The sequence below is a fragment of the Niallia circulans genome, from assembly GCF_003726095.1.
Lineage (GTDB): Bacteria > Bacillota > Bacilli > Bacillales > Cytobacillaceae > Niallia > Niallia circulans_A.
Window position 1 is genome coordinate 1913961 of the sequence record NZ_CP026031.1, and the last position, 21837, is coordinate 1935797.

21 protein-coding genes, 1 other RNA gene and 2 riboswitches are annotated in these 21837 nt (G+C 35.5%); of the genes, 4 read left to right on the forward strand and 18 right to left on the reverse strand.

Annotated features, from left to right (window positions below):
* Window positions 1–42: 42 nt before the first annotated feature.
* The 7 genes from C2I06_RS09225 to C2I06_RS09250 all read right to left on the reverse strand — a co-directional run bounded on the left by C2I06_RS09225 (window position 43) and on the right by C2I06_RS09250 (window position 5304).
* Window positions 43–1446: a glycosyl hydrolase family 95 catalytic domain-containing protein gene (locus C2I06_RS09225; RefSeq protein WP_420915968.1), complete on the reverse strand. Its 1404-nt coding sequence runs from the start codon at window positions 1444–1446 to the stop codon at window positions 43–45.
* Between the two features lie 17 nt (window positions 1447–1463).
* Window positions 1464–2273, reverse strand: a complete 810-nt coding sequence (locus C2I06_RS09230; protein WP_123257922.1) for a glycoside hydrolase N-terminal domain-containing protein — start codon at window positions 2271–2273, stop codon at window positions 1464–1466.
* A gap of 39 nt (window positions 2274–2312) precedes the next feature.
* Complete coding sequence (locus C2I06_RS24975) at window positions 2313–2474, reverse strand: hypothetical protein (protein WP_163186012.1); 162 nt, start codon at window positions 2472–2474, stop codon at window positions 2313–2315.
* Between the two features lie 149 nt (window positions 2475–2623).
* A non-coding RNA gene (ssrS, locus tag C2I06_RS09235) (6S RNA) lies at window positions 2624–2815 on the reverse strand.
* Between the two features lie 74 nt (window positions 2816–2889).
* Window positions 2890–3447, reverse strand: a complete 558-nt coding sequence (gene efp, locus C2I06_RS09240) for an elongation factor P (RefSeq protein ID WP_047941155.1) — start codon at window positions 3445–3447, stop codon at window positions 2890–2892.
* A 12-nt stretch (window positions 3448–3459) separates the two neighbouring features.
* Entirely contained in the window at window positions 3460–4521 is a 1062-nt protein-coding gene (locus C2I06_RS09245) for a M24 family metallopeptidase (RefSeq protein ID WP_095332811.1), read from the reverse strand.
* Between the two features lie 252 nt (window positions 4522–4773).
* Window positions 4774–5304 carry a YqhR family membrane protein gene (locus C2I06_RS09250; protein ID WP_123257923.1) on the reverse strand — a complete coding sequence of 177 codons (531 nt, stop codon included), beginning with the start codon at window positions 5302–5304 and terminating at the stop codon, window positions 4774–4776.
* A gap of 229 nt (window positions 5305–5533) precedes the next feature.
* Between C2I06_RS09250 and C2I06_RS09255 the strand changes: the two genes are divergently transcribed.
* Window positions 5534–6475 (forward strand): DUF1385 domain-containing protein, encoded by a 942-nt coding sequence (locus tag C2I06_RS09255; protein ID WP_095332808.1) that lies wholly within the window; start codon window positions 5534–5536, stop codon window positions 6473–6475.
* A 188-nt stretch (window positions 6476–6663) separates the two neighbouring features.
* Window positions 6664–7053 (forward strand): SA1362 family protein, encoded by a 390-nt coding sequence (locus C2I06_RS09260; RefSeq protein ID WP_235850335.1) that lies wholly within the window; start codon window positions 6664–6666, stop codon window positions 7051–7053.
* 60 nt (window positions 7054–7113) lie between these two features.
* Here the strand turns inward: C2I06_RS09260 and C2I06_RS09265 are convergent, their stop codons facing one another.
* Entirely contained in the window at window positions 7114–7998 is an 885-nt protein-coding gene (locus C2I06_RS09265) for a patatin-like phospholipase family protein (protein WP_095332804.1), read from the reverse strand.
* 325 nt (window positions 7999–8323) lie between these two features.
* Between C2I06_RS09265 and C2I06_RS09270 the strand changes: the two genes are divergently transcribed.
* Window positions 8324–8569, forward strand: a complete 246-nt coding sequence (locus C2I06_RS09270; protein ID WP_123257924.1) for a spore coat protein — start codon at window positions 8324–8326, stop codon at window positions 8567–8569.
* 211 nt (window positions 8570–8780) lie between these two features.
* Here the strand turns inward: C2I06_RS09270 and C2I06_RS09275 are convergent, their stop codons facing one another.
* From C2I06_RS09275 to C2I06_RS09305, 7 genes are all read right to left on the reverse strand, one after another.
* A complete protein-coding gene (locus tag C2I06_RS09275; protein WP_047941163.1) occupies window positions 8781–9068 on the reverse strand; it encodes a hypothetical protein in 288 nt (95 codons plus the stop codon).
* The gene (locus C2I06_RS09280) at window positions 9068–9367 is read right to left on the reverse strand and encodes a DUF2089 family protein (protein WP_095332801.1); all 300 of its coding nucleotides are present in this window, start codon (window positions 9365–9367) and stop codon (window positions 9068–9070) included. Before C2I06_RS09280 ends, C2I06_RS09275 begins: the two co-directional genes overlap by 1 nt.
* Before the next feature lie 463 nt (window positions 9368–9830).
* Window positions 9831–10727 carry a VanY-A/VanY-F/VanY-M family D-Ala-D-Ala carboxypeptidase gene (vanY, locus tag C2I06_RS09285; RefSeq protein WP_095332799.1) on the reverse strand — a complete coding sequence of 299 codons (897 nt, stop codon included), beginning with the start codon at window positions 10725–10727 and terminating at the stop codon, window positions 9831–9833.
* Window positions 10728–10817: 90 nt separating this feature from the next.
* On the reverse strand, window positions 10818–11930 hold the full coding sequence (locus C2I06_RS09290) for a HAMP domain-containing sensor histidine kinase (RefSeq protein WP_095332897.1): 1113 nt from the start codon (window positions 11928–11930) through the stop codon (window positions 10818–10820).
* A complete protein-coding gene (locus tag C2I06_RS09295) occupies window positions 11923–12621 on the reverse strand; it encodes a response regulator transcription factor (protein WP_123257925.1) in 699 nt (232 codons plus the stop codon). The genes C2I06_RS09290 and C2I06_RS09295 overlap by 8 nt, the downstream gene beginning before the upstream one ends.
* 274 nt (window positions 12622–12895) lie before the next feature.
* Entirely contained in the window at window positions 12896–15448 is a 2553-nt protein-coding gene (locus C2I06_RS09300; protein WP_123257926.1) for a vitamin B12-dependent ribonucleotide reductase, read from the reverse strand.
* Between the two features lie 553 nt (window positions 15449–16001).
* Window positions 16002–16838: a lipoate--protein ligase family protein gene (locus tag C2I06_RS09305; RefSeq protein ID WP_095332791.1), complete on the reverse strand. Its 837-nt coding sequence runs from the start codon at window positions 16836–16838 to the stop codon at window positions 16002–16004.
* Window positions 16839–17046: 208 nt separating this feature from the next.
* On the opposite strand from C2I06_RS09305, the gene C2I06_RS09310 reads away from it, so the two are divergent.
* The gene (locus tag C2I06_RS09310) at window positions 17047–17424 is read left to right on the forward strand and encodes a rhodanese-like domain-containing protein (RefSeq protein WP_371000273.1); all 378 of its coding nucleotides are present in this window, start codon (window positions 17047–17049) and stop codon (window positions 17422–17424) included.
* A 96-nt stretch (window positions 17425–17520) separates the two neighbouring features.
* On the opposite strand, the gene gcvPB is transcribed toward C2I06_RS09310, so the two are convergent.
* From gcvPB to gcvT, 3 genes are read right to left on the reverse strand one after another with little or no spacing between them, the layout of a single operon-like run.
* Window positions 17521–18978: an aminomethyl-transferring glycine dehydrogenase subunit GcvPB gene (gene gcvPB / locus C2I06_RS09315; protein ID WP_095332789.1), complete on the reverse strand. Its 1458-nt coding sequence runs from the start codon at window positions 18976–18978 to the stop codon at window positions 17521–17523.
* Window positions 18971–20317, reverse strand: coding sequence for an aminomethyl-transferring glycine dehydrogenase subunit GcvPA (gcvPA, locus tag C2I06_RS09320; protein WP_095332787.1), 1347 nt, complete (start codon window positions 20315–20317; stop codon window positions 18971–18973). The genes gcvPB and gcvPA overlap by 8 nt, the downstream gene beginning before the upstream one ends.
* A gap of 57 nt (window positions 20318–20374) precedes the next feature.
* Window positions 20375–21472, reverse strand: a complete 1098-nt coding sequence (gcvT, locus tag C2I06_RS09325) for a glycine cleavage system aminomethyltransferase GcvT (RefSeq protein ID WP_123257927.1) — start codon at window positions 21470–21472, stop codon at window positions 20375–20377.
* Window positions 21473–21575: 103 nt separating this feature from the next.
* Window positions 21576–21665, reverse strand: a riboswitch (glycine riboswitch).
* A gap of 2 nt (window positions 21666–21667) precedes the next feature.
* A riboswitch (glycine riboswitch) is annotated at window positions 21668–21759 on the reverse strand.
* Window positions 21760–21837: the final 78 nt, after the last annotated feature.

The window sequence follows — 21837 nt, forward strand, 5'->3', positions numbered from 1 at the left end:
TGCATTGTTAATAACATCTTCTAGCAAGTACTATTCAAAGACTTATCTTTTTTCCCATGTATCAAAAGTACAAGTCCAAGTATATTGCCACATATTTTTATTTAACTGTTTTAGATGCGTGGTCTCCTTTTTCACATGATATTGATTACCTAAATTCAGATTTGGAAAGCGATTTTCCTTTTGTTCTAAAGTGATAGAAACATCACCCTTTTCTATATCCCATTCTAAAGCTTGGACATAAAAATTATTGGGTAAACAAATACCAGTAGCCTTTCCTCTGCTTAAAAAGTAAGGAACCGTCTTTAAGATCGTGACACTATCCTCATGTTCCGAATAAATTAGGCAATCATGAATTACTTTCGGCAAAGAACCATTCGCATCTACATTAAATATATTTTTATCTCGATAATGGGCAGTTGCCAATGAATCCATAAATGCGTTTTCCAACACCAGTGCTTCTAAAGATTCTGTTACTTCTTTTGTTTGCTCTAAACTAATCGCACACATTGCTGCGTGCATTCTCCCATGGGAAGATGTTGTATCGCCTTCTATATTATTTAACCAAGAATCCATTCGTTTTCTAAAAGCTATTTTTGCAGATTCCCATAATTCCGGTGTATCTTGATTTATCTCTTTTGTTTGGAAAAGCGGATACAAATTGGAAAAATGACGATGATTATCATTTTCTACTGTTCTTGGATCTAGCCATTCCGCTATACCACCATCCTCTAACAAACGATAAGGTGGGATTTGTTTATAAAATTGCTTATAAATCTTTGCCACTTCTTCACCCAAGCAGGTTTTCGCCTCAATATAGTACTTTAACACACTCTTAACAATCGCAATATCCATTGTTGTATTGTCTCCCATTCCATTTTCAGCTGAATAGCTTGGGGACAAGCGAAGTTTTCCTTCTTTACACTGTGCAAAGTCTAAATAAAATGCCAGCACTTCTTCATAAAAAGGGATGCATTCATGTTTCAAAAAAGCTGCATCTTTTGTATAATGCCAATATTCATGATAAAAGTAAGCGAGCCAACCGGCTCCTGATATCCAAAAAATGAGCGGCCATTCTTCATTCCAATGTACATGTTTTGCTGTAGTACTGGCATGTGCAGGTACCAAAAATCCATGACATCCATAGTAGGATTGCGCATTTTCTCTAAAATCTGGATAATACTTTTTTAATCGTTCAAAAAAGCTGCGATATTCTGCAAAATAGCCACTGCTTGCTAATGATGAAATAGCCAGCTGGACATTTGTATCAAATGTATAATCACCACTCCAAGCAGGATGTAAGGTTCCCGACCAGATTCCCTGCAATGTCGGAATTCCATTTGCCATTGATTGAATGACATATCGTGATGCTTGATAAAAAAGCTGCATAAATACTGGTGTTATTTGTTTTCTAGTTCTCATTTCTGAAAGAACTTCTTCAAGATAAATAGTTCCTTGTTCATCCGTTAATAAAAGTTTGACAGCATTAAATTTTTTGAAAAAATTTTTTTGTGTTCAATAACTGCCTTTTCATAACAACGGACTTGTCTTTCCTCTCTGTTTTTTTCAACGCATTGGATTGTAAAATAAATGGTGGTAGAATCATGAAACATCAGGCTATCTCTTTTAGAGATGATTCTCCCATCAGTGGAATCGATAGACCAGATTACATCATAGCCAGTTTGATCTTGATATCTATGTTCCCATTTTAACTTGCCATTCGCTGCGACAGTTATCTTCTCTTCCATTTTTATTTCTTTCCAATTAACCGGAATAATGCTTCCAGTTAACGGTTTTTCACTTTTAATTTTACCAAAAATACAATTTTCCTTTTTGGAGGCAAATAAGGTTTCTTCTACCTTGCCTCCTATTGAAGAATCATAAGTTACTTGAATCATTCCATTTTGAAAATCAGTGATCCTCTGATAATTTTCTATTGATGCTTGTTTTATCTCTATAAGGAACCTAGCAGCTGGTATAAAAGGATCACTCATCGTTAAACCCTTATAGCCTTGTTCTTGGGCTCTCTCATAAAAATATCTAATTCCTTCCCTATAGCCTTGCATATCTATAATGGAGCGAAGTTCTTCCAGATAGGGAGCTAAATATGGCAGCTTTTGCATTTGATTACCTTTTAGAAATAGGTCTTGAACTGTAAAATCCAAATAAGTTATATGTGGATTTCCATATAGTGCCAGCCCAATCTTTCCATTTCCAATTAATAGGCCATCTTCCCAACGATCAGCTATGGTACGATTAATTAATTTTGTCATCATTAACTATCCCCTATCTTTAAAGTAAGCTATTTCGATGATCTATAATGAACCAGATATTTTTTTACACAGCTTTGGTTCTGTCTCCCAGTAGGTCGCCAATACTTCTGCACCTACGGGATGAATAGTATCACTAAGCATTCTGCAGCCGCTTGATTGATCATTTGCAATATGCACCTTATAGTTTTTTTGATAAAGAATCAATCCTTTCACACTTATGATTGCGCTTACATATTTTAATAATAACAATTATGCTATTAAAAATAGCTGTAAATATTAGTTATAAAAATAGAAAAATTAGTGGTTTCTACGATCGATTAAAATAAAAAAAGAAGGAAACCAATGGTTTCCTTCTTTTTGCCGCATTTGCCGCTTTGATGTATGGAGTTTCAAAACCTGCTCCACCAGGTGGGTGTTCGCAAAAGCTCTCATCATATGTCCTAATGACAAATGGCATTAGGCCTGCTGATCCTGCTTTAATATAGAACTCCCTAATTATCGATAAAGGTTGAAACTTCATACGATAACGTACAACGCAGCTTCTATGTTTTTATCATACATGATTATGGAAAGAAAAGCAAATGGAAAATAAAGTATATCCTCTGATTTCCCTGCCTGTTTACGCGCGTGAAACGTAACTTGCTTCAGATGTATTAATGATTAAACGATCACCTTGGTTAACGAAGAAAGGAACTTGAACAGTTAGCCCTGTCTCCATTACAGCTGGTTTAGTACCCCCAGAAGCAGTATCCCCTTTAATACCTGGTTCTGTTTCGGTAACTTCTAATTCAACTGTATTTGGTAATTCTACCCCTAATGTTTCTGATTGGTACATCATAATATGGACTTCCATATTTTCTTTTAAGAATTTTAATTCATATTCAATAACAGCCTCAGGAAGTTCAATTTGGTCATAAGATTCAACATCCATGAATACATGCTGGTCACCATTTGCATATAAATATTGCATTTTACGGTTATCAATTTGTGCTTTCGCCACTTTTTCCCCAGCTCTAAAAGTTTTTTCTTGAACAGCACCTGTACGTAAATTCTTTAATTTGGAACGAACAAAAGCTGCACCCTTACCAGGTTTAACGTGTTGGAAATCCAGTACGCGCCAAATTCCTCCGTCTACCTCAATTGTTAAACCTGTTTTAAAATCGTTTACTGATATCATGCAGTAATCCTCCTATAAAATAATCAATTCTTTCGTTGAATGGGTTAAAGCTTCATTATGATCTTCGGTTATAATTGTATCATCTTCAATACGCACTCCACCTAGACCTGGAATATAAATTCCTGGTTCTACTGTTACTACCATACCTGGTTCTAATGGAGCACTATTTCGGAAGGACAGGTTCGGTCCTTCATGTACTTCTAACCCTATTCCATGTCCGGTTGTATGTCCAAAATACTCTCCATATCCTTTTTCAGTTATGTAATCACGCGTAAGTGCATCTGCTTCGACACCAGTCATACCTGGTTTAATGCCTTCCATACCCTTAAGTTGAGCTTTTAAAACAATATCATAGATTTCTTTTAATTTCTCATCTGGGTTACCGACAGCGATCGTTCTCGTAATATCAGATACATATCCATTATAATACGCACCATAATCTAATGTAATGAAATCACCAGCTTCAATCACTTTATCGGATGCTACACCATGCGGCAATGCAGATCTTTTTCCTGATGCAACAATAGTATCAAAGGAAGATGAAGTGGCGCCTAATTTTCTCATAAAAAACTCTAATTCATTCGAAACTTCCAATTCTGTTTTCCCGACCTTGATGAAATCAAGAATATGGGTGAAAGCAGCGTCAGCAATCTTAGCAGCTTCCTTTAATATCTTAATCTCTTCATTTGTCTTAATCAAGCGTAACTTTTCAATAATTCCTGAAACAGGCACTAATTCACCTTTTACTACTGTTTCTAACTCCTTATACTGAGTAAAAGTCGTATAATCTTGTTCGAATGCCAATTTCTTGATTCCTAATTTCTCTGCTTGAGTAGCAACCTCTTGCAAAATTGCTCCTTTATGCTGGACGATTTCAAAACCAATACATTGATTCCCAGCTTGCTCTACATAACGAAAATCTGTAATGAATAACGCTTTTTCTCCACTGATTAAGACTGCTCCAGCAGAACCTGTAAAATTGCTTACATAGCGTCTATTATAGGTACTTGTTATTAAAATACCTTCTGCCCCAACTTCTGTCAGCGCTTCTCTTATTCTTTTCAGTTTCTCCATTTATAATCCTCTCCCTTAGTTTATACACTTTCTAGAGGCTCACAGTTCAGCCTTCCCTATTCTAGACAAGGTAAAAATCTGAATGATGAAAAAAGTACACTCATGTTAATTAGTTTAACATAAATACAGGTAGAATACAGGCAAAATTGCATGTAAACAGAGATTTTAGTTACCCTAACTAGCTGATCCAAAAAACATCTTAAAAAACTGAAAAAATCAGAGTTCGTTTGCCCTTTTCAATATTCTATAGGTTTAATCCCCTTCGTTCCCTGTCATATTCGTAACTGCTTTTTTGTCTTTATATTTTTTCAACTGAATTTCACTTTCTTCATAAGAGATTGAAGTTCCCACAAATACCCCATATAAAACGTATAAACAAACTGACGAAATGATTGTATCTCTTTTTAATTCCAAAAAAGGTGCCATACTTGGAAAAAGGGGATTTAAAATAACAAAAACACAAACAAACAAAGCAATACCGTACCCCATGCCAATGTAAATGGTTTTAAATTTTCTTAATATTAAATAATAGGCAAAGGCTGCTCCAGTGGAGAAAAAACCTATGGCAATGAAGCTTATGATCGTTCCAAGCCATCCATATTTCCAGCTCCCAATCGCCCAAGGTTCTAAAATAAAATTAGGGCGTAATTCGGTAAAATTAAAAATATATCCTATGTAACCGATAAACGTCCAGAATATTCCGCCAAACATTCCTGTCCAAATTACTAATGAAATAAAAGACATTGGTCTTTCTTTTTCATGTGAATCTTGTTGATTACCCATCCTGTCCACCTCCGAATATTAGTATGTCCCATTCCTTTTCTTTCCTTGCAAAATATCTCTTTAACATCTTTTTGAACAAAGTAATATGAAAGAAAGGAATGTCCTGCTAGTGGTTTTTTGAATTTTTTAGTAATATAGTAATAGGGGAATTTACAACCTTCATATTCTTCCCTTTTATAGGAAGCTTGTTGTTTTCACCTAATTTATCCTGAGGTTGGTGTAATTATACATGTCAAGTGAACAAAAACCATTATACGGAGGCCAAGCTGTTGTAGAAGGTGTAATGTTTGGTGGTAAACATCATTATGTCACCGCGATTAGACGAAAAGATCAGTCTGTAGATTACTTTCATCTTCCAAGAACGTATAATGAAAAGCTTACAAGATTAAAAAAAATTCCATTTTTAAGAGGGCTTATTGCCATTATTGAATCGAGTGGAAATGGAACAAAACATTTAAATTTCTCAACAGACAGATTTGATTTAGATCCTTCTGAAGATTATAAATTAGAAGAACAAGAACCTTCTAAATTATCGATGATTTTAGGGGTAGCTGTTCTCGGAGTCCTATCCTTTCTATTCGGAAAATTCATTTTCACGCTTATTCCAACCTTTTTAGCAGCTTTATTTATGCCTATCATTTCTGGTCATGTTGCCCAAATATTGTTAGAAAGCTTGTTTAAACTAATTCTTTTACTTGGATATATTTACTTTGTTTCCCTCACTCCCATTATAAAAAGGGTATTTCAGTATCATGGAGCTGAACATAAAGTAATTAACGCATATGAAAATGGGAAAGACTTGACTGTGCAAAATGTGCAAGCAGCTTCTAGATTACATTATCGCTGTGGATCAAGCTTTATCCTTTTTACCGTAATAGTTGGTTTATTTCTTTATCTATTCTTCTATCCAGAAAATCTATTAGAAAGAGTATTAATCCGAATTGCTTTAATTCCAGTAGTTATCGGGATTTCATTTGAAGTACTTCAAATCACGAATAAATTAAGAGACGTTCCTGTGTTAAAATATCTTGGTTTACCTGGACTATGGCTGCAATTATTAACGACAAAAGAACCAAGTGATGATCAAGTAGAAGTAGCGATACTTTCCTTCAATGAATTAAAAAGACGCGAGGAAGAAACTGAAGCACAATTATCAACAACAAATGATTGAATAAATAGAAGTAATGGGTATTATCTTTAAAAAGGGATTATCCCTTTTTTAATGGGTATTATCCCTACCAATACGAAAAATCTTTTTTCTGAAAACTTTTTCAAGTGAACAATTTAACCTTTTTTGAATAAACTTTTCTTATTAATAGTTTAAAAGTTAGAAAAAATGCTCATCATGCTTTTAGGGAGGTGGCTTTTTTGAAGAACCGATTTTCACTTATTTTATTTGGAAGTATCATTTTCCTTGCTTTCATTGGTCTAACTGTAAATTTAATTAAGAATCCTAGTGGATTTTTTCTAAACATTGTTGTGATGGTTGCTGTCGGTGGCATTATATGGTTCATTTATCGCCATTTAAGTACATCTAGTCCCCAAAAAAGAGAGCAAAAAGCTTTTCTAAAAGCTGCAAAGCAATCAAAGAAAAGGCTACAGACAAAAGACAGATCATCTTCTGGACAACAACAATCAACAAAAACCTCTTCCATAAAAGCAAATAAGCATAAAAGAAGTAAAAGCACTGCTCATTTGACTGTTATTGAAGGCAAGAAGAGCAAAAAGAAGAATCGAGCTTCCTTATAAAGGCTCGATTCTTCTTTTTAACATTCTTATCAATAGCGATACACCTCTTTAAAGAACTATTTAATAAGCCCATGATTTAAAAAATTTCATGGCACAATCTCTCCCTAGTTGTATTAACTTCGCTTGATCCTCTTTCGTAAGCGCAAATTCTGTTGCTAAAACCCCTTCAGTTGGAACAAAGATGATATTTTTCTCATGTTTACGCGAAATATATCTCGAATCATGAGCGTCTTTCATTGTTTCAAACATTGCTGCAAATAAATCTATGGCATTTGTGATTTTATGCTTTGGATGCTCCGTGATATTATGACTTAACTTAATCCCTAATACCGGTCGTGTTTTCAATACATTTTCTTGATCAAATAACCACATTGGAAAATTACTTAATACACCGCCATCGACAACGACATTTTTATTTGCCTTATTGCCGATTATCACTGGTTCAAAAAAATAAGGAAGACTGCAACTCATTCGAATAGCCTTTGCAATGGAAAATGTCTGAGGATTGATACCATATTTCGGTAAATCATCTGGCAGGATCATTAATACGCCATTTGTAATATCTGAAGCGACAAAACGTAATGTTTGATGAGGAATATCCGCAAAAGTTCTTAATCCTTTTGCTGCTAATTTTTCTTCTATCCATTTTTCTAATTCCTCCCCTTTATATAGTCCTAATTTCCAATAGAGAAAGAACCATTTTGCAAGGGGAAAGGGTATGAATAACTTTCTTTCATCTAAAAACGAATTTAAATCCAATTCTTCAAGTAGCTTTGCTATCTCTCTGCTTGTATAGCCTGCAGCAATTAGGGCTGCAATAATGGAACCAGCACTTGTTCCTGCTAGTCTAGCAAACTGAAAGCCACGCTGTTCCACTACCTCATAGGCGCCTACTAATGCCAGCCCCTTAATTCCCCCGCCAGAAAATACCCCGTCTATATACATATAATCACTCCTTTTAAAAGCGGTTAAGACGAAAGATATAGATGGAATCCCTACACCTCCCTACCTCAAATTTAGTATTACAAAGTGAAAAATAGTACAGAAGACAAGTTAAAAGTTAGTGGTTTTATAAGCATCTTTTTAGCTAAATTATAAAATTGCCGTATGCTTGTTAGGCATTTGTATCAAGCAAAATAGCGCTGAGAAACATACACTATTTCGAAAGCAGAAAAATCTAGGCACTTTCCCTTGCAAAAAAGCTAATAAAAAGATGAAGTTTGTTTTAAGGATATGTGTTAAAACAAAAATACAAAGAGGAGGAAATGTTATGCAAAATCAATACATTTATACAAATGACCTACGAAGAATTCGACCTGGCTTTGGAAGACCAGGATTCGGAAGACCAGGGTTTGGTTTTGGAAGACCAGGGTTTGGAAGACCAGGATTTGGATTTGGACTAGGATTATTAGGCGGATTTGCAACTGGTGCATTGCTTAGTCCAGCATTTGTTGGAGGATGGGGTTATCCACCATTTGGTTTCGGCTTTGGCGTTCCGCCATTTGGTTTTTATTAAAAACCGGTTGTTCCCTATAGTGTATGTATGGTGAAAACAGTATAAATCATAACTTAATCTAGCAATCATTTGCGAATTTGTTAAAAAGAAGAATTCACTATCGCAATAGAAATAAACCTAAACAATAATATGTAAGTTCCATTACATTATTGTTTAGGTATTTATTCGTGACCAATATACATAGTCCAGAAGTACCTTTACGAAGCTTTCGCTATTTCATATCATGAGATTTCATTTTATCTAATTCTTTTCTTCTTTTTTCGTGAAGATATTTTCTTCCGCCACTCCATTCTGCAAGAAGAAATAAACTTCCTAATAACAGAATAAGGATGTATGCAATAAAACTTTCGATTCGATCTGTTGCCAGCATCCATGTAACAAATCCAATATAAAGTAAAGGTAAAACTGCTCCCCAGTAAATGCTGTTTCTAGTTGAAAAGAAGAACTGAACAGCTAAAATACCAGCAGTAATAAAAACACCATAAAAATCTATATCCATTATTTCTCATTCCTTTCTTTTTTATATTTTTCAATAATTAATTTTGCATCTTCCACACTTATACGATCATCAATTGAGAGGCCCTTGATAAATTTAATAAACTCTTCGTTTTCCAAGACATCATTCATTTTAATTTTATCGATTAAACGATCAAGTTTAAGTCTCACTGTTGGATAGGAAACCTCATAGATTTTGGCAATTTCTTTTAACGATCCTGAAGTTAGAATAAACTTCTTGATAAATTCAAGATCTTCAATTTCTAATGTTAAAATCCAGTTTGGCACATCTTTTATATCCACACAACCTCACTCCTTTCTATTTATCACAAAATTAGTTTAACATATTTTTTAATAAAATAAAACAAAATATTAATTTTATTAAAAACATTTTATATCTACACTTTAATTTTTATGATAATTTAGTTAAGTTTTTTAGAGTTTTATTTAAGAATGAAAGAAGTTATTACTTTAAATCATTACTTTCTCTACCAATAATTGGAGCGGAAGGGGTGAGACTCCTATGGGCTGATAGAAAGTCTGAGACCCTGCAGGAGCGTATGAGACGAAGCGGCTCGGCGCTCGACCCAAGGAAAGCGAACCCCTGTAGCGGAAATAAATACCTTATTAGAAGAGGTCATAAAAAAAGACCATAGGCAAAACCTCAAATTTCAAAGAGTTTGTCTATAGTCTGAGAGACTGTGCATTTCACAGCCTTCTTTTACATGTAATTCAGTTTTGGGATTAATCACATTTTGCATCCCCCTTATCTATCCATCTGAGAAGGATTTGTTTCCCCATTAAATACTGTCACTATAACACCATCTATATTGTTGCCTGATAGCTCATAGTGAAGATTGTCTGGTACATGAATATCCGTAGTTTTTGCGAGTGGATAATAAGAGACATCATATTTTTTCTCATTTAGCGTAATAGAAATGTTTCTTTCTTCTTTTAAATAAGCTAAGTATTCTTCTAAAACTAAATCCTTTTCCGCCATAATTGCACTATGCGGCAATCCAACATAGCGAATGTGCCAAGGTTCATATTGAATTCCAGTAACTTCTGTTTTATCCTTGGGATAACGTAATATAAAGCCATATCTCCAAGCGTTATTCTCTAACCATTTACCTTCAGGTGCTGCCTCCATCTTCATTTGTGTAGATCCTACATCAAGTGATAAACCTAAATTATGTTCGCTATAGCCTGCCGGCAAAGCATAGTCTGCCCCCATATCATGATACAGAACATTTTGCTCCTCAAAGTCTCGAAAGCCACTACTGATTAGAAAATGATTAACCCCTTCCTTTTTAGCGGCAGCTATCATCTCTGAGAATTTATGGAGTACCTCCTTAGACAATTTAATTTTATTATCGAACAGCACAAATCCCTGTGTCCATTCTTTATGTCTGAATAACTCGACAACATCTGACTTTATACTCTCTTGATGAACCGGAAATTCTTTATTAATCAGAAGCAAATTTCCTTGAAAGACCATTTCTCTTGAAATCTTTATTTTTCGTAAACCCTCATCGTTAGCACGATTGTCTAAATATCCACTGTTTTTTTGAATCACTATTTTATCTGAAAGAGGAGATTCTTTATAGACAAAGAAAAAAAACACACCTATTAATAATAACAATAAACATCCCCACTTCTTCATTTTAAAATCCTCCTTATTCTTATAAATAATAGAATAGGGGCAACTTTTTAAAAAAAGAGTAGGGTAAAGTTTAAATTTTTCTTAAATTCTTTATAAAATTTCAATTGGAGCATTTTCCTGCGGTAAACGTACTTCAAACACAGTACGTATCAAATTACTTTCAGCTTTTATCGTGCCATTATGCTGCTCCACAATATTCTTTGCAATGAATAAACCAAGGCCTGTGCTATTTTCTTGCTGAGTTCGTGCTTTATCACCTGTATAAAACATATCAAAAAGAAAAGGGTGTTCTTCAGCCGGAATACTATCTCCATAATTCACAATCTGAACAACTACTACATTTTCTTCAACAAAACCATTAATGTCCACATACCGGCCATCATATCCATATCGAATAGCATTAGTTAAAAGATTTTCAAATACACGAGCTAATAACTCTCCATCTCCCCAAATAAGTAAACGGGGGAGAATATTTATTCGGGCAATCAAATCATTTTTTTCGAAAACAGGATATAATTCTTCTTTTAATTGAAGAAGTAAATCACTTATATTAATTTCCTTCTTATCAATTGGCAGCATCCCATAGTTCATTCTAGTAATTTCGAATAATTCATCAATCAATCTTTCCAAACGCTGGGATTTAGTATAAGCAATCGTTAAAAAATGCCTCCGTTGTTCTTTAGTCAACTTCTCATCCTTCAGGATTAAGTCTAAATAACCTAAAATAGAAGTTAAGGGAGTACGCAAATCATGAGCCAAATTTACAACTAACTGTTCCTTACTACTTTCTGAAAAGTCGCCTCTTTGTATGGCATCTTCTAATTTCTCGCTAGCCAGATTAATTGCTTGTCCAATATCTCCAAATTCATCATTTGAGTTGATTATTACTTTATGTTTAAAATTCCCATGAGAAAGATAATGAATTCCATTGGATATATCCTTGAAATAATTTGAATAAGGCTTTGTGAGTATATAAAAAAACAATAAGGACAGGCAGAAAAATAATATAAAGAAGAAGGCAAAATCTCCAATACTTTTGATGAATTGACGAAGTAGTACTAGTGAATCACCATATTGAACCATCGTATGATAGTAAAGTTGTAACACTTTATAAATGAAATAAGTGATGATACCTGTCAGAAACATACTGGCAGCAAATAATGCAGTTATTCTAGCACGAAAACTGCGCATAAATTTAGCCATTGAAAGCATACCCCACTCCCCATACAGTTTTGATAATCTTATTTTTCCGCTTATCTTCTCCAAGCTTCTTCCTCAATGTACGTATATGCACCATTACCGTATTAGCTCCTTCAAAATATGCATCCCCCCATACTTTTTGAAAGATATTTTCAACACTATAAACTTTTTTCGGATGACTGGCTAACAAATGTAATATATCAAACTCTTTCGGTGTCAGTTCAATCGTTTCTCCTTGAAGCAACACAGTACGTTGCTCAAGTGAAATGACTATTTCACCAAATTCCAAGATTGTTTTATTAGTGCTTGCGATTGGATTATTCAGCTTCATAAATCGTCGTAACTGAGCATTTACACGTGCCACTAATTCAATGGGAGAAAATGGCTTTGTCATATAATCATCTGCTCCAATCACTAATCCATGGACTTTATCAAAATCAGAAGTTTTTGCACTCAAAAAAATGATAGGCATATTATATTTTTCCCGAATCAGGCGAGTTACGTCATATCCATCCATTATCGGCATCATTATGTCTAAAATCACTAAATCAATGGACCGTGTCTGGATAGCTAATATTGCATCTTGGCCATTAAGCACTTTCACGCAATTGTAACCTTCTTTTTCTAAATGGATTGCAACCAGATCAGCAATCTCTTCCTCATCATCTGCAATTAAAATCGAAATAGTTTTCATCTGTTTCACTCCTTTAAGAAGTTTCATCGCTTTAATAGCACAACTCCAAGCTTCAATGGTTAGGAGGAATACCGTTTTTCAATATATCCTCTCCGAGTTCTATTCATTACTATAAGCTGTTATACTACTTTTACGCAACTTCTCCTGTCCCTATTTAGTATCACATAAATTCATTCTCAACTTTCAACTATAAAAAAACCTCTTCATTAATATTAAGAAGAGGTTTTTTGGGAGAATGTTTTCAATTCAGCCATTTTTCTATATCTAAAATTTATTAAAGTCCACATTTTAATTGTGTGTTGCAATTCGTACAAGTATTACAGCCGCCAATTTCTTCGACGACGCCTTGTCTGCATACAGGACAAGTATCGCCTATCTCTGACCCAATCGTTACGTTTGTTGATTGCAATTCATTTATTGTATCAACAAGAACAACATGTGTTTTTTCCTGTTTTTGTAGTAGTATATCTTCGAATGTATTCTCTTCTGCCTTTAATGTTAGCACTTGACTGTCACGTGAACCATCAACATATACCGTACCACCCTTAGCGCCGCCACGGTATAATCTCTCATATACTTTCTGAACCTGCTCTACACTATATCCTTTTGGCGCATTTACCGTTTTACTAATAGAGCTGTCAATCCATCGCTGAATGATACATTGTACATCAGCATGAGCCTCAGGTGCCAGATCCATTGCAGCAACGAACCAATTGGGAAGATTATCTGAGTCTGCCTCTGGATGTGCATCTAAATATTCTTGAACAATATCTGCTTTTACTTCGATAAATTTTCCAAGTCTCCCGCTTCGGAAGTAAGAGAAGGAGAAGTATGGCTCTAGACCAGTTGATACCCCAACCATTGTACCTGTGCTTCCGGTTGGTGCAACAGTTAGTAAATGGGAATTACGGATACCATATTGAAGAATATTGTCTCTAATATCCTCAGGCATTTTTTTCATGTAGCCAGTATGAATAAAAGCATTGCGTAATCCCGCTTCTTCCTCTTCTGTTTCTGCTTGTAAGAATGGGAAGCTGCCTTTTTCTTTTGCCAAGTCAATCGATTTTCTGTATGCAGTTGTTGCAATCGTTTCAAATACTCTATCTACTAAGACATTTCCTTCTTCACTGCCATATTCTGTTTCACAGTATATGAGTAAATCATGAAGGCCCATTACTCCAAGTCCAACACGGCGCTCTCCTAGAGCCTGGTTTTTATTTTCTTCCAAGAAGTAAGGTGTGGCATCAATAACATTATCCTGCAATCTTACGCCTACTTCTACTGTTTTCTTAAGCTTCTCAAAATTAACGGTCTTGTTTTCTTTATCTGCCATTTCTGCAAGATTAACAGCAGCAAGGTTACATACACTATATGGTGCCAGCGGCTGCTCACCACATGGGTTTGTCGCGACAACTTTTTGACCGTAGCTAGTTGCGTTTGTCATTTCATTCGCATTATCAATATAGAAGATACCGGGCTCTGCAGAATAAGTTGCACAGATATTAATTAGATTCCATAATTCCTTTGCCTTCATTTTACGATAAATACGAACTCTATTTCCCTTTGCCTCCCACTCTCTTACATCACCAATTTTATGCCATTCTTCATTATAATGTTGCATTTGCTCCTCATCGTAACTTTCTACATCTGGGAAACGAAGTGCATATTCTTCATCCTTTTCCACCGCTTCCATAAATTCATTTGTTAAGCAGACAGAAATATTTGCGCCAGTTAAAAATTCTGTCTGATGAACGGAATATGTCCCGCCGATTGAAAGCTTTTCTTCTGCATCCCTGAAAATTTCCTCGTTAAAACCACCTTGGCCAGGGATATTCTTATAATTTAGAATGCCTCGATACATGGCACGCTCTTTTTCCGTTAATGGCGTAAATTTTAATTTATCTTGTGCATATTTTTTAATGGTTTGATCTTGTGTATTATCGATCAAGAACCGTAAAATGCGGGGATTTTGCATTTTCGAAATAATGAATTCAATAATATCTGGATGCCAGTCAGCTAGCATAATCATTTGAGCGCCACGACGAGATCCACCTTGCTCTACTAAATGGGTTAATTTTGCAATATCATCCAACCAAGAAACAGAACCTGAAGATTTTCCATTAACTCCTTTGGCTAATGTATTCCGCGGTCTTAATGTAGATCCATTTGTTCCTACACCGCCTCCACGACTCATGATTTCCATAACCTGCTTACGATGCTCAGAAATACCTTCTCTTGAATCTGGAACAAAAGGCATTACATAGCAATTAAAATATGTAACATCTGTTCCTGCACCTGCTCCATATAACACACGACCAGCCGGGATGAAGTTCAAATTAACAAGCTCATGGTAAAACTTTTCGAACCATTCTTTTCTTTTCTCTTCCGTCTTTTCTACTGACGCTAGACCAGTTGCATTACGCTTAGCGATTTGCTCATAATATAGCTCCAGTGGTTTTTCAATAACCTCTAAAGAACGAATGACAACACCTGTTTCTGCTTCTTTTCCTTCCAGCACACCACGATAATCTTCTTCTACTAACACTGTTGCCGTGTTTAAGACATGATCAATTTCTTGAATAAATCCTAGTCCTCTTGCGGGAAACTTAGGATCCTCTTTAATAGTTAAAACCACAAAATCACCAGCAGTTAATGTAATTTTCTCTGTATCTTTATACGTATAACGATCAAGCATTACCAGTCGAGAAACGCCTTTATATGTTAGCTTCATATCTGGGGTAATTGGATGGACCTCCGGAAATAAAGCAATATCCTTATTCAGCTTCTCAACATTTAACTTAATACCCTGGCTTAACAATACTGACATGCAGACAACTCCTTCACTCATAAAAAAATGCTAACTAATTGATGAAAAATTTCTATTAAACTTAAATTAAGAAACTTCTATCCATAATCATGGTTAATTGATCCATACATACCTTTCCAAACAGTTGATATCTACCCTTCTCCTTATAGAAGTTTAAGAGTGGGATAAATCCATCAATAGGTGTCTAGTAATGTGATAACCTAAATCTATCACACAAAAACAGCGAAATCAATATATAGTATATAAACAAATGCAAAACATCTATATATTGTATATAGATAGAGTGTTAACCTATTTGTCAAATGATAAAATAAATAGATTCTAAAGAAAAGGAAAGAGAAATTAAGATAACGGGTTATTTAAAAGGATTTTCAACTCTTTTTGCACTTGCAACATACAAAAAAGCATAAGCAATTGGAATAGAGCGATTTATCGATTGATAAAATAGCTCAAATTTTTTTGCATTTATAAGCGAATACTCGTTTTCACATTAACAATTGTCCACAAAAAAACACGAAATTCCATTAATAAAAGAATTTCGTGTTTAAGGATGTTATCGTCTAAAGTTCCATTCATCGTTTTCATATTTTTCTTTGGCAATTTTTTCAACATATTCTACTTCTTCATCTGTTAGTTGATAGTTTTCTAATTGAATTTGCAGCCCTTCTTCAAACCCTTTTTTAAAGGCCTCTTTCGCCATTTCAATGGTAATATTTCTTGTGGTTAACTCATTAATTGCCACTGCTTTGCTCTTAAATGCTTTTTGCATTCTCTCTTTAACACGCTCATTTGGATACTTAAATAAACGGAATAATTTATCCTCATCTAAATCAAGTAAAATGGAACCATGCTGCAAAATTACACCTTGCTGTCTTGTCTGTGCACTTCCAGCAACTTTTCTGCCTTCCACAACTAATTCATACCAGCTAGGAGCATCAAAGCATACTGCGGACCTTGGGCTTTTTAAATTATTTCGCTGCTCTTCTGTTTTCGGCACTGCAAAATAGGCATCCAAATCTAAAAAATGAAAACCTTTTAAAATGCCTTCCGAAATTACACGATATGCTTCTGTAACTGTTTTAGGCATATTAGGATGCTCTTCTGAAACAATAACACTATATGTTAATTCGTGTTCATGCAGTACACCTCTTCCGCCTGTCGGTCTTCTAACAAATCCAAGTCCCAATTCTTTCACTGCGTCTAAATCAATTTCTTTCTCTACCTTCTGAAAATATCCAATAGATAAAGTAGCAGGATTCCAGCCATAAAAACGGATAACCGGCGGAAAAACTCCTTTAGAATGCCATTCTAATAAAGCTTCGTCTAATGCCATATTAAAAGAAGGAGAATGATTGCCTGAATCAATAAATCTCCATGTTTCTTTTACCATGATGAACCCTCTTTTTCTATGTATGATGTATTCCTAAATCCTTACTAAGGATATCAAAATATCAGATTATTTAAAAGTAACTTGCATGAAAAACATGCTATTCTTCAAACTTTAGAAGGTTCATGTAAGTATTTACTTTACTACTATACCAGTTGATAGATATAATAGAGATAGTGCAAGTAATTGAAAGGAGAAATGAGAATTGACAATGATTTATACTCTTCTCATCATTTTAGTCGCATTCCTTGTATATTCATTAGTGATGTGGCTGTATCAACGCCGAATTGTTAAAACTGTTAACCAAGATGAATTTCGTCAAGGCTACAGAAAAGCACAATTAATTGATGTACGTGAACCGAACGAATATGAGGCAGGACATGTACTTGGCGCAAGAAATATTCCACTATCACAGCTAAAGATGAGAAAAAGTGAAATCCGTCCTGATAAACCAGTATATCTATACTGTCAAAATGGGATGAGAAGCGGCAGAGCTGCTCAATTTCTATATCGTAAAGGGTACAAGGATTTAACCCAATTAGAAGGCGGATTTAAAAAGTGGACAGGGAAAATTAAAGCAAAAAAATAATAATGCTCTTATTGAAATTATTATATAGAAGAAAGCTGATGCCAATTTACTTGGACATCAGCTTTTTTATTACTTAAATCATAGCACCCAGACGAATTACTTTGTATAGCGTAAAACAGGTTTTCTCGCTGCTAATGTTTCGTCCAAGCGACCGATCACCGTTGTATGTGGAGCCTCCTGAACGATTTCCGGTGTTTCTTCTGCCTCTTTTGCAATTTGGATCATTGCATCGATAAAGCTGTCTAATGTCTCTTTTGACTCGGTCTCAGTCGGCTCAATCATTATACACTCCTCTACATTAAGCGGAAAATAGATAGTAGGTGGATGATAGCCAAAATCCAGAAGCCTTTTGGCTATATCAAGTGTTCTGACACCTAGCTTCTTTTGTCGTCTTCCGCTTAATACAAATTCATGTTTACAATGACGATCAAATGGTAAATCGTAATATTCAGCCAAACGACGCATCATGTAGTTTGCATTTAATACAGCATTTTCTGTGACCGCTTTTAAGCCATCTGGTCCCATAGAACGGATATAAGTGTAAGCACGGACATTAATCCCAAAATTACCATAAAATGGCTTAACTCTGCCGATCGATTGAGGTCTATTGTAATCTAATACAAATTCTTCCCCTACTTTAGTCAATACTGGCTTTGGCAAGAATGGAATTAAATCAGCTTTCACTCCTACCGGTCCTGAACCCGGTCCACCGCCGCCATGTGGTCCTGTAAATGTCTTATGCAAATTTAAATGAACAACATCAAAGCCCATATCTCCAGGTCTGGCTTTAGAAAGAACAGCGTTTAAATTAGCGCCATCATAATATAATTTCCCACCGGCATTATGGACTATTTCCGCCATTTCTAGAATATTTTCTTCAAATAGACCTAAAGTATTAGGATTTGTTAACATTAATGCTGCAGTATCTTCTCCTACTACTCGTTTTAAATCCTCTAGATCAACAAGTCCATGTTCGTTAGATTTAACCGTTATTGTTTCTAAGCCAGCAACAGTTGCCGAAGCAGGATTGGTTCCATGCGCAGAATCGGGAACAATTACCTTTGTACGATGCATATCTCCATTGGCTTCATGGTATGCTCTAATCAGCATTAAACCCGTCCATTCGCCATGTGCACCTGCAGCCGGCTGCAAGGTTACTTCATCCATCCCTGTGATTTCGACGAGATGCTGTTGTAAATCATACATTAACTCAAGAGCCCCTTGTACAGCTGACACTTCTTGGAGCGGATGAATATGGGCAAACCCATTAAATCTTGCCACATTTTCATTTATTTTTGGATTATATTTCATCGTACAAGAACCTAATGGGTAAAAACCAGAATCCAAGCCATGATTTCGTTTGGATAATGCAGTATAATGACGCATAATATCTAATTCAGAGACCTCTGGTAGTTCTGGATTTTCTTCTCTTATATAATCATTCGGCAGCAATTCCGTAAGATCTGCTGCTGGAATATCCATTTCTGGCAAACTATAGCCAATTCTGCCTGGTGTACTGCTTTCAAAGATAAGAGGTTGATTTTTATTAGACATGATAATCCTCCATTTCTGCAACGAATTCATCTATTTCTTCTTTTGTACGCAATTCGGTTACGGCAATGAGCATATGATTTTCTAATTGTTTGAAGTCTCTTCCTAAATCATAGCCACCAATCATACCTTTTTCTAATAACGCTCGGTTTACTGCCGAAATAGAGGAATTACATTTAATAATAAACTCATTAAAGGATGGTCCCTCATACACTATTTCAAATCCTGCTTCTTTTAATTTGGTTTTAGCATAATGGGCTTTCTGGATATTAGCAATCGCCATTTCCTTCACGCCATGTTTTCCAAGTGCGGTCATAGCAACGGAAGCAGCTAATGCATTAAGTGCTTGGTTCGAGCATATATTAGAAGTTGCCTTGTCACGGCGAATATGTTGTTCTCGCGCCTGCAGAGTTAACACAAAACCTCTTTGACCATTGTCATCTACAGTTTGCCCCACTAAACGCCCAGGCACTTTACGCATTAATTTTGACGTTACCGCAAAATAACCACAGTGCGGACCTCCAAAGCCCATTGGAATTCCAAAAGGTTGCGCATCCCCCACGACAATATCTGCCTGAAAATTTCCTGGTGGTGTCAACGCCCCTAAAGCTAATGGATTACTAGATACAACAAATAATGATTTATGGGCATGAATAATTGCTTCTAAGTCCTTAAGCGGCTCAACTCTTCCAAAAAAGTTCGGATATTGAATCATAACAGCTGCAACTGTATCATCTACCATATCCTCTAATGCCTCTATATCTGTTATCCCGTCTTTATGAGGAATTTCTTGAACTTCAATATACTGTCCCTTTGCATAGGTTTTCACTACTTCTTTTGCTTCAGGGTGGACAGCACTTGAGAGAAGAATTTTCTTCCGTTTCGTCGTACCGGCACTTAACATTCCTGCTTCTGCTAATGCCGTTGCTCCATCGTACATAGAAGAGTTTGCTACGTCCATTCCCGTCAGTTCACATATCATTGTCTGAAATTCGAAAATAGCCTGTAATTCCCCTTGAGAAATTTCTGGTTGATATGGAGTATAGGCTGTATAAAATTCAGATCGTGATAAAACATGATCGACAATAACAGGCGAATAGTGATCATAAACTCCTGCACCTAAAAAAGAAACATTCGCTTTTGCATCAGCATTCTTTTGGGCAAGTTTTGTTAATTCTTTCAATAAAGCTGATTCACTTTTTGCGCGTTTAATCGAATAGTTTCCTTGAAAACGCACTTTTTCTGGTATATCTGAAAATAAATCTTCTACTGAACTTACTCCTATTGCCGCTAGCATTTCCTTTTGATCCTGTTCCGTCATCGGTAAATAACGATGCTTCATTCGTTTTTCCCCCAGTCATTAGCCCATTTGATTTATTTGTAGAAAAAAGCCTAAAAATTACTTTCGTTTATAAAAAGGAATTTTGGTTACTTTTGCCTTTAAATACTTTCCTCTAATTTCTACTTCTACTTCTGTATCTATTGCTGTATAATCACTTTGAATTAATGCAAGACCAATGTTTTTCTTTAAGGTTGGTGATTGTGTACCAGTAGTTACTTCCCCAATACATAATCCATTTGCATATACTTTATAGCCATGTCTCGGTATTCCTCTATCTACCATTTCGATACCGGCTAATTTTCTAATCAGTCCTTCTTCTTTTTGCTTCGTTAAAGCTGCTTTTCCAATAAAATCTGCTTCTTTATTTACTTTAACAGCAAAGCCAATTCCAGCTTCTAAAGGAGAGATATCTGCTGATAATTCTTGCCCATATAAGGCGAGTGTTGCTTCAAAGCGCAACGTATCCCTTGCACCTAACCCACAAGGAAGTACACCTAGCGGCTCTCCTGTTGTCAAAATTTCTCTCCATAAGTCAATAGCATCTTCACTTTGGCAATATATTTCAAATCCATCTTCACCTGTGTAGCCAGTACGGGATAAAAGAACTTCTTTACCTGCTATATTCACCTTGTTCTGAAAGTGAAAATATTTAATAGAAGAATCAATAGAAGGGTTTATTTTCCTTAGAACCTCTTCTGCTAATGGACCTTGCAGTGCTAATTGAGCAAAATCTTCTGATAAATTACTTAAGATTACATCCCCACTTGCATGCTTTTGTAACCATTCGAAATCCTTTTCAATATTGGATGCATTTACAACTAATAAATAGTGGTTATCCGCTAGCTTATATGTTAATAAATCATCCACAGTGCCACCATTTTCATAGCACATTGCTGAATATTGAGCAGCACCATTTTTGATTTTTTCAATATCATTCGTAAGAATTTTTTGCAGAAAAGCTAAACTATCGTTCCCTTTAACCTCGATTTCCCCCATATGAGAAACATCAAATAAGCCTGCTTTTGTACGAACAGCCTCATGCTCCTGTTTTATGCCAGAAAATTGTACAGGTAAATCCCAGCCTCCGAAATCGATTGTCTTTCCGCCATACTGTTTATACACCTCGTATAACGGTGTTTGCTTTAATAAAGTCAATGAACAACACTCCATTCCCCTATGTATTAGACATTCTCATTTATTGCATATCATAAAATGGCAACAAAAAAAGACAGAAACCCCCCTTTTAAAAAAAGTAAGGGCTCTGTCCTTGCACCTGAAAGTTTACCGATATAATGTCGGCTGTCCCCTTTGGTGGCTTACACATGTACTTGTAAGCACTCTCCAGAGCTGCGTCCAAATAGAGTTCTTTTGCCTGAGAGATTCACAAATAATATTGCTTGCTCCTTCGGCGCTACGAACGTAGTCTCTCCCCTATTTCTCATCCGCGATTCATAAAATTTTCTCCATTGGTCATACTAAATACTACCAGAAATAATGTTTGTTTATGTACTTAGCAAAAT